Genomic DNA, 12,871 nt, shown 5'->3' with positions numbered 1-12,871 from the left:
ACCATCCTCCTAATGTTCCACTTTTTGAAGAAATTCCCGAGTTCGGTTATGCTTGGGGTTATGGAAAAATTCCTTCGGCTGCCCTTCCTCGACGATGACTCCCCCATCCATAAAAATCACCCGGTCGCCGACCTCTTCTGCGAATTTCATTTCATGTGTCACTAAAACCATGGTCATTCCTTCTTTTGCCAAATCACGAATGACATTTAAAACTTCACCTATTAGTTCAGGATCGAGTGCAGAAGTCGCCTCATCAAACAACATAGCTTTGGGTTCCATTGCTAGGGCTCTAGCGATGGCGACACGCTGTTGTTGCCCACCTGATAATTGACTAGGATAATGATTCATCCGTTCCGCTAAACCAACTTTATGCAAATATTTTTCTGCGGTTTCACGAGCGGCTTCTTTCGATTTTTTTCTAATTTTGATTTGAGCAGCCATTACATTTTCGACTGCCGTCATAGTTGGAAATAAGTTAAACCGTTGAAACACCATTCCAACCTCCGTACGAAGGGCTGCAACATGTTTTTCATTAAATTTTTCGCCCGGTTTGATAAAATAATCACCATGTACCTTCACGGTTCCACTCGTTGGGATTTCTAAAAAGTTAAGGCAGCGAAGAAAGGTGGATTTCCCCGATCCGGATGGCCCGATAATGACCACCTTTTCTCCTTGTTTGATGTCCATATTAATTCCTTTTAGAATTTCGTTGGCGCCAAAGGATTTTCGTAATTGATTGACTTCTATGATTGCATTTGCATTAGACATGACGACCTAACCTCCTCTCCATCACTCGAACTACTTGAGCCATTGGTAAACTTAAAACTAAATACGCTAATGCTAAAAGTGTGTAGGATTCAATAGTTAAGAATGTTTGTGAGGCGTATGCTTGTGTTCTAAGTAATAGTTCATACACCGTAATGAAAGCAAGGAGTGAGGTATCCTTTACCATCATGATTATGTAATTACCAAAGGTGGGTAAGGCAATTCGGCCTGCTTGTGGAATGACAATGGACCACATCGCCTGCTGTTTGGTGTATCCAAGAGCTAGAGCAGCTTCCGTCTGACCACGGTCGACTGAAATAATGGAGGATCGAATAACTTCCGATAAATATGCCCCATAATTAATTCCCAAGGCAACGGTCCCTGCAGTAAAAGCATCAAAATTGATTTGATAATCTGGAATCCAAAACTGGACAACGAGAGAGAGGATCAATGGAACAACATAATACATATACACAAGTTGAACCAATAAAGGGGTTCCTCGAATAATTTCAAGGAACACCACCAAGAATCCATTCAACCACTTTATTTTTGAAATACGCCCTAGGGCAATCAACGTTCCCAGTACTAATGCCAGGACGAACCCGGCCACGGTAGCCCCGATAACGGTCCCCATCGCTTTTAACAATTCTGGATACAGGTCTTTAAAGGCTGTTGCAAAATCTAAATTATTTATGATGTTCATATGTAACCTCCCCAACTTTCGATACATTACATGTGGAGCTAGACAATATAAAGATAGGAGAGCTTAAGGCAAGAGCTCTCCTAGAATACGGCTTCTTACTTTCCAGCAGGCACGAAGTTATCTTCGTTTAATCCATACTTTTTCAACACTTCTAGGACAAAGCCTTCTTCCTTCAGCTTATCTAATTCCTTATTAACAGCTTCCAACAGGTCTTTATCAGATTTACGAACAGCAGCGCCAATGTTTCCAGCTGCTTCAGCTTTATAAGGGGAAACTAATTTTAAATTCAAAGTTTTATCATTTGTGATACTATATCCTGCTACTGCACTATCAGTGATACAAGCATCTATTTTTTTCGTATTTACAGCAAGAAGCAGCTCGGATTGTGAATTGAACACCTTAACTTCTTTAATTTTGCCTTCTTTTTGAAGCTTTTGTCCAAACTCTAGGAATGCTGTTCCTTTTTGACCGCCAACAACCTTATCTTTTAGATCATCCAACCCTTTGATAGGAGAATCTTTTAGGACAACTAACGCTTCCCCCTCGGTGTACCAAATGTTTGTAAAGTCCGCAATTTTTTGACGCTCCGGCTTGATATACATTCCATCTGTTACCATATCAACTCGGTTGTTGTTAAGTTCAAGCAACAAGTTTTCAAACTTAACTTCTTTCATTTCTACTTTCGGAATTCCTAAACGCTTTGCGATTTCTGTAATAATTTCAGCATCAATACCAGAAAACTTCTTTGTGTCCTTATCGATGTAGGCAAAAGGAACATCGTTTGATGAAGCAACAACAAGTACCCCTTTTTCTTTCGCTTTTTCTAATGTACCTACTGAAGATTTGTTTTCACCTTTGGAATCACTTGCATTTCCGTTCGTCTTTTCACCGCTGCACCCAGCTAGAAGAACCAGAGCAAGTACCATAAGTAAAAACATCTTTGTAAATTGTTTCATCCTATTTCCCCCTTAAAATGAATGTTTTTTATTCGATATCGAGTTTTCCACTCCATCTGATATTGGCTGAGCGAAGATGTCCAATTAGTCCTTCCTGGCTTGATTGCCGGACACAATGTGCAGCTAGTACATCAACACCCTCTGGTTTGATGTGCTGGTAGGTAACTACTTTTAAAAACGTTCCAACCCATACACCGCCTGTATATTTTGCTGCTGCCCGAGTAGGAAGAATATGATTGGTACCACACACTTTGTCAGCATAAACAACAGAGGAAAGTGCTCCTAAAAATAATGACCCATAGTTGAGAAATCGCTCTTTAATGTCATACGCATTTTTGGTTTGAATATGAAGGTGTTCCGGTGCCCACTCATTTACAATCGAAATAGCCTCATCTAAGTTATCCGCAAGGAATACTTGTCCCTTTCTTTCCCACGAAGCACGGGCGACTTTGGCAGTCGGCAGGGTTTTTAACTGTTCTTCAATTTCACAAAGAACGGCCTCTCCTACATTTCGGTCGGTGGTAACTAAGGCAACCCTTGCATTGACATCATGCTCCGCCTGTGCAAGTAAATCAGAAGCTATAAAAACTGGATTGGCATACTCGTCGGCAACAACTAAGACTTCACTGGGGCCGGCTAACAAATCGATTCCGACATGACCATGAACTTGTCGCTTGGCTTCTGTTACATATAAGTTGCCTGGTCCGGTAATTTTATTAACGGGAGCAATCGATTCCGTCCCGTAGGCGAGCGCTGCAATCGCTTGAGCCCCGCCCACACGGTAGATTTCATCCGCTCCTGAAAGATGGGCTGCTACCAAAACTGCTGGATGAACTTCTCCGGATTTGGTGGGAGGTGTACATACTTTCACGTTTGAAACACCCGCAACTTTGGCCGGGATGATGGCCATCTGTGCGGAAGATAACAACGGATACCGTCCTCCAGGAACATAGGCGCCTACCGTTTCAATCGGAATGACCCGTTGCCCTAAATACACCCCTGGAATCATTTCTTGCTCAAATTCGGTCAGTGATCGGCGCTGTGCTTCTGCAAAGGCTTGAATCCGCTCTACAGAGAAATGGATGTCCTCTAGTAACGTTTGCGGCAATTGGGTTCGCGCCTTATGGATGTCGTCCTCTTTGACTCGAAGTTCTTCAATATCTACCCCGTCAAACTCCCGTAAATAGGCTTTGAGGGCAGCATCCCCTTCTTGACGAACACGCTGAATAATAATTGAAACAGCATCTTCTACAACCACTTGCTCACTATTATTCTGCTGCTCCTGTTTTAACATTTCCATGGACAAGCCTCCTTTTAAGCATTTACTGGTTGACCCAGCACTTCGTAAATGGCTGCTTCCAACACAGCCAACCCTTCATCTAGCTGCTCATCCGTCACTACTAGTGGAACTAGCACTCGAATACAATTGCTGAAAAGGCCTGCACTGAGAAGAATGAGCCCTTTTTGTTGGGCAACGGCCACAATTTTTGCGACCGATTCTTTATCCGGTTCTTTCGTTAATGGATCTTTCACGAATTCAACCGCAATCATGGAACCTAGGCCTCGGACATCCCCCATTTGTGGATATTTTGCCTGCAAACTCTCAAACCGTTCGGTTAATACCTTTCCGATTGTTTGGGATCTTTCTACTAATCTATCATTCTCAATGATTTTGATTACTTCGAGAGCAGCTACACAGCCAAGCGGGCTTCCACCATAGGTACCCCCAATTTCACCAGGTGCTGGAGCATCCATAATTTCCGAACGTCCAACTACCGCAGAAATCGGAAGGCCTGCTCCTAAGGATTTCGATAACGTCATTAAATCAGGTACAACCCCAAATTGCTCAATAGCGAACATCGTTCCTGTACGGGCAAACCCAGTTTGAATTTCATCAGCGATAAAGAGGATGCCGTATTTTTCACAGATTTTCTTTAACCCTTGCATAAAGGCTTTTGAAGGAACGACAAATCCACCTTCCCCTTGAACAGGCTCAATGATCACAGCTGCGATTTCATCGGTTGGCGCTTCTGCCAAGAAGAAAGTCTCTAATTCTCTCAACAGTTCTTGATCAAGCTGATCCTCCGTCATCCCTTCTGGTCTACGAAAATAATACGGATAACCAGCACGGAATGTCTCAGGGGCAAAAGGTCCAAATTGATATTTATATGGCTTTACTTTACTAGTTAAGGACATCGCGAGAAGCGTCCGGCCATGGAAGCCGCGTTCAAATGAGATAATCCCTTTACGACCTGTATACTTTCTTGCGATTTTAACAGCATTTTCAACTGCCTCTGCTCCACTATTAGCGAAAAAGGCTTTCTTCGCATGATCCCCTGGAGTAATTCGAACTAATTCTTCTGCCAAGGCAACATAAGGCTCATACATCATGACGTTAAAACATGTATGAATATACTGATCTAGCTGATTTTTTAATGCCTGGACCACACGAGCTGGACTATGGCCAACGTTTAATGTTCCAATTGCACCGGCAAAATCGATATATGTATTTCCGTCAACATCTGTTAATAGGGCACCTTCACCCTTTTCCGCAAAGGACAAAACTGTATTAGACGGACCACGTGCAACCACTTGTTCCTTTCGTTTTAACAGCTCTTGGGCTTTCGGACCAGGTACAGCTGTTTTCATGTTAATGAATGGCATATTGTATCCTCCTATATGTGTACAATGATTGTATACAATCAACCCGATTAAAAAATTACTTGGATGTGTACCGAGTAATAATTTGGTCAATCGATAAAGCGTGATTTAATTTTTTGGTGAAGTCAATATCACTAATGATGAATGGAATGTGTTCGACGGCAAGTTGTTTCGCTCGGTCGGCGTCTCGTCGATAGATAGCATCATACAAAGCCCGATGCTCATGATTAGAATGTGTGGTATTAGTTTCTGAAACGTCATAAAAGGTAAGAATAATATGCGTTAATGATAGAATCTCACGCAAGTATTGAATAAGATAGGGGTTCCTACAAGCCTCAATCACTGCCAGATGAAATGACTGAATGGATTGCAATGCTAATTGTGCTTGATTTTCCTGATAACATTGTTCCTCTTGATTCAAGAAAAAGTTCATCTTTTCAAGGTCTGATGAACTTGCATTAAGCGCAGCTAGATAAGTAGCTTCCGGTTCCAAAATCTGCCGAACAAAAAAGATTTGCTCTGCTTCTTTAGGAGTCGGGCAGTAAACAAAGGCCCCCCGATTGGGAATAAATCGAACCAAAGATTCATACTTCAGCCGGGAAAGAACAGACCGAATCGGGGTTCGACTCACGCCAAATGCTTCAGCAAGGGACGATTCAACTAATTGTGTGCCCGGGGGAAGTTCTGAATTAAAAATTGCGCTTTTTAAAAGTTGATAAATCTCTTTTTCTCCCATTTTTGAATGTGACAAACTAGCCCTCCCTTCATATATTCTATAAGGGTTATTTTAGATAAATTTTTCTGAAACGTCAATATATTTATAATATTATAATAATTCAAACTTATTGACTTATAGATAAAGCCAGTGGGTCAGTCTCCCACTGGCTGAGTTAAATCTTAAAATAAATGGATTTGTGTGACAAGTACAAAAGGGGACAGTCCCCCGGCGCGTTAAAGCGCTGGGGGACTGTCCCCAAATTATGGTATGATTGATATAAAAAAGAGGTGACCCATATGTTAAGTTCAACTGAGTTAAGGAAGAAGGCCGCTGCTGAAAAGGCGGCTGAATTTATTCAGGATGGAATGACTATTGGCTTAGGTTCAGGTTCAACCGTTTACTGGCTCATACAAAGGATAGGCGAATTAGTAGAACAAGGGCTTACCGTTAGAGGGATTCCTTCCTCTATACGTACGGAAGGATGGGCCAAGGCATGCAAGATTCCTTTAACCGATTTTTCGCAAGTCCAAAGTATCGATATCGCCATTGATGGTGCGGACGAAATTGATCCTAATTTCAACTTAACCAAGGGTGGCGGCGGTTCTCTTTTACGAGAAAAGCTCGTGGATGCCCATGCGAAGCAGCTTATCATCATCGCCGACGAATCGAAATTAGTACCAACACTAGGGAAGTTTCCTCTTCCTGTTGAAGTCGTTCCCTTTGGCTGGGAAGTAACAGCCAAAAGTATCGCCAAAACTTGGCGCTACCCCGCAATTAAGACTTGGAGAAGGAAACGTCTTCGTTTCTAATAATGGTAATTATATTTTGGATTGTCATTTTCAAACCATTGCGAATCCCGCTGAACTACATAACCAACTAAAACTGTTACTCGGAGTCGTAGAAACCGGTCTATTCATAGGAATGACAGACACCGTCATCATTGGTGGGGATGAGCAAATAAAAGTCCTTCATAAAAACAAATAAGGAGAGGCTTTCTATGCCCCTCCTTTCATTTTAACCCTGAACTAAATCCCTGCGAATCGGAGTGAAAATATCTAAAATCACACATTCCTCTAAAACCTTGACCTGGTGTACAACATTCGATGGGATATATTGTTTATCACCTTCAGCCAAGATTCTCTTTTCACCATTTACTTCAAATTCTACTTTTCCTTTTTCAATATAGCTGATTTGTTCTTCAGGATGCTGATCCACATCACCGATAAACCCTTTAGCCAATTGAACTTTTACTAACATAAGTGAACCGTCGCTACTTAAAATTTCTCTTTTTACCATGATGTCCTCCTAAAATGTATGCCAATTCAACAACAACGTTTTATAAAAATAATCCTGGATTGATGAGCTTTGGCACAAAGAATGCAATGCTTGGGAAAAAGGCTACAAAAATAAGGACGACAAGAATAATGGCTATATATGGCATAACTGCTGAGAGCGACTTTTCAATACTCAACTCCCCAATTTTTCCGGCCAACAATAAACATAATCCGTAAGGCGGCGTAACGAGTCCAATGGCTAATGTAATGACGACAATAAGACCTAAATGAACAGGCGTCATTCCAAAATGTGTAGCCGTAGGCAAAATAACTGGAACGAAGAGAATCATAGCTGGGATGGCATCCATAAACGTTCCAATAAACAAGAAGAAAGCGATAAGAATTAAAATAAATACCCACTTAGCTCCAACATTATTTACAAAGAATTCCTGGGCCATCGTTGATAATTGATAGTAACTCAATAACTCACCAAGTGCACTTGCGGCTGCAAGGGCAAAAAGTGAAAGCGAGCTTAATGCAAGTGTATCAGTCAAAATCTTAGGCAAATCAGAAAGCTTAATTGTTTTATAGAAAAACATACTAATAATTAATGTATAAAGTGAGGCTACTGCCGCTGCTTCTGTAGCAGTAAAAAACCCTGTAATAATCCCACCAATGATAATAAATGGCGTAATTAAAGCTGGGATCGTTTCATAAACCAATTTTAAAAATTCCTTCATTTTCGCTCTTTCAGACTTTGGATAGCCTTTCTTGATTGCTCTAAAATAGACGAAAAGCATCATTCCCAATCCGATTAAAATTCCTGGGATAATCCCGCCTAAGAACAATGCTCCAATCGACGCATTGGTTAAACCAGCAAAAATGATCATTGGAATACTAGGCGGAATAATAACACCTATAGTAGAAGAGGCTGCTGTTACTCCAACCGCTGTTTCCGTGTCATAACCTTGTTTCTTCATATTAGGGATTAAGATTTTACCTACACCTGCAGTATCAGCTTGTGCAGCACCAGAAACACCTGCAAAAATCATCGATACAAGGATATTAGCATGGGCTAAACCGCCTCTAATATGGCCGACAATCGCCATTGAAAGGTCAATCAACTTTTGTGATATTTTTCCACTATTCATTAAGTTCGCCGCCAGAATAAAGAGTGGCACCGCAAGCAGGACAAAGGAATTGATTCCATTTAGCATTTTCATCGGTACAGTTACTTCTGGAATATATGGGACTGTAAAGATTCCCAACAAAGCAACAATCCCAATAACAAATGCAATAGGAACTCCGATCAACATGAGGATGAGAAACAATGCGACTAAAAGAATTGCCGTCATACCTTAGCCCCCCCTCTCTTTATTTCTTTGAAGCTACTAATCAAATGATTAAGAGAATAAATGGCCATTGTAAGCCCTGTAATCGGGATAGAAATCCATACATAGCCCATTTTCATCGCTGGTAAAGAGGTCCAATTATACGTCCAAAAATTCTGTACAGCCTCGATTCCATAATAGAAAAGAGCGACAGCAAATAAGAATACGATTGTATCAATCACCATTAATAAAGTCGTTTTTGATACCCCGTTAAGCTTTTGCAATAAAAAGTCAAAGCTAAAATGTTCTTTTCGATTCAGCATCACCGCTGCTCCCATAAAGACAGACCAAATGAATGAATAATTCGCCACTTCCTCCGTCCAAATAACCGGAATACCCAAATGCCTGGTGGCAATTTGAATGATAATGGTGATAAAAAAGATCGATAAGCTTAAAACACCGATGGTAAGCTGAATCTTCTCAAGAATTTTGATCATGCTTATCGTTTCCCCCCTTGTTTAGGATTAAAGGGAAGACACATCTTCCCTTTATCCATTCAATCTATTTACTTTAAGTCTCTGATTTCTTTTAATAATTTTTCCACGCCCATATCCTTTGCAGCCTTGTCTTGTAACGGCTCTGCAAGTTTAATAAATGGTGCACGATCAATCTCGTTTACAACTGCTCCTTCAGCAATCGCTTTTTCTTTATATTCGCTTTCTTGAGCAATAACAGAAGCTCTTTCTGCTTCAACAGAAGCCTTTGCTGCTTCTAAAATAATTTCTTTCTGTTCTTTCGTATAAGAGTCAAACTTCTTGCCATTTACTAATAAGAATCTTGTTGTGTAATCATGGCCTGTTTCAGTGATGTATTTACCATTCTTCGTCTTGTGGTGATTTTGTTGTACAAAATACGGATAAGAATTTTCAGATGAATCTACAACGTTTTGCTGTAATGCTTGGTATAGTTCGCCCCAAGCAATAGATGTAGGAATGGCACCAGCTTGTTTCCAGTAATCAGCCACAACACCAGAAGTTTGTGTTCTAAATGTTAACCCTTTTAAATCGCTCATTTTGTTAATTGGCTTTTTACCATAATAATGTCTTACACCAGCAGACCAGTAACCTACAATTTTGAAATCGTTATTAGACTTTTCATTGATTAACTTCGTGATGTCTTCGCCGACTTTACCATCTACAACTTTTTCCCAGTGCTCGTAGCTATCGAATAGGTATGGTAACGCTAACAAATCAACTTCTTTAATTCCTGTTTGTGTCATAAATCCAGGAGATACTAATACTACATCCGCAGCGCCTAACTTAAGCTTCTGTACTAATTCAGCCTCTTCTGTTCCAATCGTTCCCGCATGAACTTCCACTTCAATGTTCCCTTTTGACTTACTTTCAGCCACTTCTTTGAACTTTAAAAGACCAACTTGATATGGGTTATCCGGAGATGTTTGGTTATGAGCAGCAACGAGCTTAATCTTTTTAGCTGCACCATCAGCTTCACCCGTACTCTTTGTTCCAGTTTCCTTACTGCTACAGCCTGCTAAAACAACAGATAATGCTAAAAGTAATGCAAAGGATAATGAGAATAATTTTTTCATTTTACTAGCTCCCCCTACTTTTTTATAAGTATATTATTTTTGCTAACAACCTCTGTGTATGCACGTGCTTTGCTAGTTAAGGCGTGATAATCCTCATCACTTTTTAAAAGCTTAGGATCAACTAAGTTGCTTCCCACTCCAACTGCTAAAGCACCGCTGCCCATGTACTCAAGGACATTTCCTTGATTTATTCCTCCCGTAACCATTAATGGAATATGCGGGAAGGGTCCATGAATATTTTTTACATAGCCTGGACCAAAGGCATTAGCTGGAAAAACTTTAATCATATCGGCACCGTGTTCATAAGCTGTCAAAATCTCTGTTGGTGTTAATGCTCCTGGTATGCTGGTTACTCCATAACGCTTTGTCATTTTTATTGTTTCAGGATTCAGTGATGGAGAAACAATAAATGTACTTCCTGCCATGATGGCTGCTCTAGCCGTTTCAGGGTCCAAAACGGTACCCGCACCAACTAGAACCTGATCACAAAATTCATCTGTCACTTTTTCAATCATGGTCATCACTTTTGGCGTTTCCGCAGTGATCTCAACTACTTTAACTCCGCCCTTATATAAAGCGTTTACAATTGGGAGGATATTTCCAGGAGTCGCTTCGCGTATAACTGCCACTATTGGATTTTCTTTAATGAAATTGACTACATTCACTTCTAAACCATCCCCTTTTGTAAAAAAGTTACCTATTCAAGGTTCGTATGCCGCTTAGTCATTTCACCATAGGTAGAATCTTGATCCTCTGTTTGTAAAGTCCCAATGATAATCGCGTCTAGAACGAGGTGAACAGATTGATCAAATTGATTCCCAAGGGGTTGAATCGTCTGTGGTTCACTTGGTCTCCGGTATTTGGTTGCGGCGGGAATCACAAGAATCCCGTCACAGATAGAAGCAATCTTAGAATCTCTATTTGTCGTAACAAGAAAGACTTTGGCACCAAGCTCTTTTGATTTTGATGCATATTGTAGGATGGCTCCTGTTGACCCTGATCCAGAGATGGCTACTAATAAATCATCTGCTTCGATACTGGGTGTTACCGTTTCACCAATCACATAAACAGGAAATCCGCCGTGCATAAGTCGCATCGCAAAGGCCTTTCCCATTAAACCCGAGCGGCCTTCACCATAAACAAAGATTCGCTTTGCCTCTCGTAGATGCTTGGATAAATGGAGCGCTTCTTCCTCGCTGATTTGGCCAATGACAGTGGAGATTTCATTCACCACTGTAGTAATAATAGATTTCATCGTGGTAACAGTCCTTTCATGACAGCAGCAGCTTCTGCTGGAATATCAGCCTTCGTGATCGTACTGCCAACGATAATGGTATCAGGCTGAATTTGTAATACCGCTGGAAGGGAATCTGCGTTGATTCCACCTGCAACTGCCACATCAAATTGATCAAAGCCATGTGTGAAGGCTAATTGCTCAGCACCCAGTTCGCCTTCTGTCTGCATATCCTTGCCAAAATGGAGACTCACCAGGTCCACTCCTAGCTGCTGCAATTCAACCAGTCGGTTACGATCGGTTACTCCCAATAGATCAATCATGATCCGCTTGTTATAGGTTTTCGCCACTTCAAGCGTATCCAAGATCGTCTTATCAGCAGAAAAGGCCATCACGGTCGTAATATCTGCACCTGCCTCAAATGCTTGAATTGCCTCATGCATCCCAGCGTCACAGGTTTTCATATCAGCAACAACCACTTTATGTGGGTAAGTCTCTTTAATCTCCCGAATAATGGCCATTCCGTATTCCTTGATTACTCCGGTACCTACCTCTATCCAATCCACAAAGGCTTCTGTTTCTTGCAAAAGCTGAAAGCACTCATCCCGCGTTAAGCGGTCAAGGGCTAGTTGAAGATTCATTCTCTCACCCTATCTTTCTATGAATTCCTTTTCTCCTAAATGGATTAACACTTCATCTAAATAAGGAAGTCCCTCGTTGTCGCCAGAAACACTGACAACCATTGAACCAATGGTATTAGCAAAATGAAGCGTTTTCACCAATGACCATTGATTTAAGACCCCATAAATAAAGCCGCAATCAAATCCATCACCCGCACCAACCGTGTCCACAACCTTCTTTGCTTTTACCGGTGGAGCCTCGATATACTGGCCATTGTGATAGCCGATGGAACCTTTATCTCCTTGTTTAATTGCTACATAGGAAATACCGTAATGCTTGCTTTTTTCGATGATTTCTAAGGGATCACTTACCCCGAATAGCAGTTCCGCTTCTTCCACGCCGGTTAATAAAATATCCACATGTGGGAGGAATTCTCGTAAGGCGGATTTCGCCTCTTCTTTACTCCAAAGCTTTAATCGGATATTCGGATCGAATGAGATTAACACCCCGTGCTTTTTCGCCAGTGAAATTGCATATTTTACTAGTTCAATATTCTTCGCTTGATCAACTGCAGGGAATATACCGGTGATATGAAAGACCTTCGCGTTCTTAAAATAAGCTTCATCCAGTGTATCCACGGTTAAAGCTGTGGTCGGAGAGTTGGTCCGATAATAGAAGGTACGGCCACTTCCATCCTCCATAATTTCTTTAAAATTTAGTGAAGTAGGATACCCATCTACTAGCTCTACTTGAGAGACATCGATTCCTTCTCCGCGGACAAAATTATAGATATACCTACCAAACTCATCATTACCTAACCGGCTGATCCACCCAGTTTTTAAACCTAGACGGGCACAGCCGATGGCAACATTTAGTTCAGCTCCCCCGACTTTCCTTTCAAAAGAAGGAACATATCTCATAGGTCCCGTTGAGACGGGATTAAACGTAATCATTGCATCTCCAATGGTAATGATATCATTCATATGACTAACATCCTTT

At 41.2% G+C, this 12,871-nt stretch carries 14 protein-coding genes and 1 pseudogene; 1 reads left to right on the top strand and 14 read right to left on the bottom strand.

The window, feature by feature from the left end; all coding sequences use genetic code 11:
- Nucleotides 1-9: 9 nt before the first annotated feature.
- The 6 genes from QFZ87_RS05180 to QFZ87_RS05155 form a co-directional block, all read right to left on the bottom strand.
- Entirely contained in the window at nucleotides 10-750 is a 741-nt protein-coding gene (locus QFZ87_RS05180; RefSeq protein WP_309867647.1) for an amino acid ABC transporter ATP-binding protein, read from the bottom strand.
- A 10-nt stretch (nucleotides 751-760) separates the two neighbouring features.
- Nucleotides 761-1,468 carry an amino acid ABC transporter permease gene (locus QFZ87_RS05175; protein WP_309858636.1) on the bottom strand — a complete coding sequence of 236 codons (708 nt, stop codon included), beginning with the start codon at nucleotides 1,466-1,468 and terminating at the stop codon, nucleotides 761-763.
- 95 nt (nucleotides 1,469-1,563) lie between these two features.
- Nucleotides 1,564-2,424 carry an ABC transporter substrate-binding protein gene (locus QFZ87_RS05170; RefSeq protein ID WP_309858632.1) on the bottom strand — a complete coding sequence of 287 codons (861 nt, stop codon included), beginning with the start codon at nucleotides 2,422-2,424 and terminating at the stop codon, nucleotides 1,564-1,566.
- Between the two features lie 28 nt (nucleotides 2,425-2,452).
- Nucleotides 2,453-3,724 carry a histidinol dehydrogenase gene (hisD, locus tag QFZ87_RS05165; RefSeq protein ID WP_309858629.1) on the bottom strand — a complete coding sequence of 424 codons (1,272 nt, stop codon included), beginning with the start codon at nucleotides 3,722-3,724 and terminating at the stop codon, nucleotides 2,453-2,455.
- A 14-nt stretch (nucleotides 3,725-3,738) separates the two neighbouring features.
- Nucleotides 3,739-5,088, bottom strand: coding sequence for a 4-aminobutyrate--2-oxoglutarate transaminase (gene gabT, locus QFZ87_RS05160; protein ID WP_309858626.1), 1,350 nt, complete (start codon nucleotides 5,086-5,088; stop codon nucleotides 3,739-3,741).
- Between the two features lie 55 nt (nucleotides 5,089-5,143).
- Entirely contained in the window at nucleotides 5,144-5,836 is a 693-nt protein-coding gene (locus QFZ87_RS05155; RefSeq protein ID WP_309858623.1) for a GntR family transcriptional regulator, read from the bottom strand.
- Nucleotides 5,837-6,099: 263 nt separating this feature from the next.
- Here QFZ87_RS05155 and rpiA point away from each other — a divergent pair.
- Nucleotides 6,100-6,787: pseudogene (rpiA, locus tag QFZ87_RS05150) on the top strand (ribose-5-phosphate isomerase RpiA).
- A gap of 30 nt (nucleotides 6,788-6,817) precedes the next feature.
- On the opposite strand, the gene QFZ87_RS05145 reads toward rpiA, so the two are convergent.
- From QFZ87_RS05145 to QFZ87_RS05110, 8 genes are all read right to left on the bottom strand, one after another.
- Nucleotides 6,818-7,099 carry a cupin domain-containing protein gene (locus QFZ87_RS05145; RefSeq protein WP_309858620.1) on the bottom strand — a complete coding sequence of 94 codons (282 nt, stop codon included), beginning with the start codon at nucleotides 7,097-7,099 and terminating at the stop codon, nucleotides 6,818-6,820.
- Between the two features lie 40 nt (nucleotides 7,100-7,139).
- Entirely contained in the window at nucleotides 7,140-8,432 is a 1,293-nt protein-coding gene (locus tag QFZ87_RS05140) for a TRAP transporter large permease (protein WP_309858617.1), read from the bottom strand.
- Complete coding sequence (locus QFZ87_RS05135; protein WP_309858614.1) at nucleotides 8,429-8,905, bottom strand: TRAP transporter small permease; 477 nt, start codon at nucleotides 8,903-8,905, stop codon at nucleotides 8,429-8,431. The genes QFZ87_RS05140 and QFZ87_RS05135 overlap by 4 nt, the downstream gene beginning before the upstream one ends.
- 68 nt (nucleotides 8,906-8,973) lie before the next feature.
- Nucleotides 8,974-10,017, bottom strand: coding sequence for a TRAP transporter substrate-binding protein (locus tag QFZ87_RS05130; protein WP_309858610.1), 1,044 nt, complete (start codon nucleotides 10,015-10,017; stop codon nucleotides 8,974-8,976).
- A gap of 14 nt (nucleotides 10,018-10,031) precedes the next feature.
- Complete coding sequence (locus QFZ87_RS05125) at nucleotides 10,032-10,682, bottom strand: bifunctional 4-hydroxy-2-oxoglutarate aldolase/2-dehydro-3-deoxy-phosphogluconate aldolase (protein ID WP_309858607.1); 651 nt, start codon at nucleotides 10,680-10,682, stop codon at nucleotides 10,032-10,034.
- Nucleotides 10,683-10,714: 32 nt separating this feature from the next.
- Nucleotides 10,715-11,272, bottom strand: coding sequence for a 6-phospho-3-hexuloisomerase (gene hxlB / locus QFZ87_RS05120; protein ID WP_309858603.1), 558 nt, complete (start codon nucleotides 11,270-11,272; stop codon nucleotides 10,715-10,717).
- Nucleotides 11,269-11,892 (bottom strand): 3-hexulose-6-phosphate synthase, encoded by a 624-nt coding sequence (gene hxlA, locus QFZ87_RS05115; RefSeq protein ID WP_309858601.1) that lies wholly within the window; start codon nucleotides 11,890-11,892, stop codon nucleotides 11,269-11,271. Before hxlA ends, hxlB begins: the two co-directional genes overlap by 4 nt.
- A gap of 9 nt (nucleotides 11,893-11,901) precedes the next feature.
- The gene (locus tag QFZ87_RS05110) at nucleotides 11,902-12,855 is read right to left on the bottom strand and encodes a sugar kinase (protein ID WP_309858597.1); all 954 of its coding nucleotides are present in this window, start codon (nucleotides 12,853-12,855) and stop codon (nucleotides 11,902-11,904) included.
- Nucleotides 12,856-12,871: the final 16 nt, after the last annotated feature.

The organism is Bacillus sp. SLBN-46, from assembly GCF_031453555.1.
In the GTDB taxonomy this organism is placed as follows: Bacteria; Bacillota; Bacilli; order Bacillales; family Cytobacillaceae; genus Neobacillus.
The sequence above is the reverse complement of the archived record's forward strand: the minus strand, read 5'-3'. Positions and strand labels throughout refer to the sequence as shown.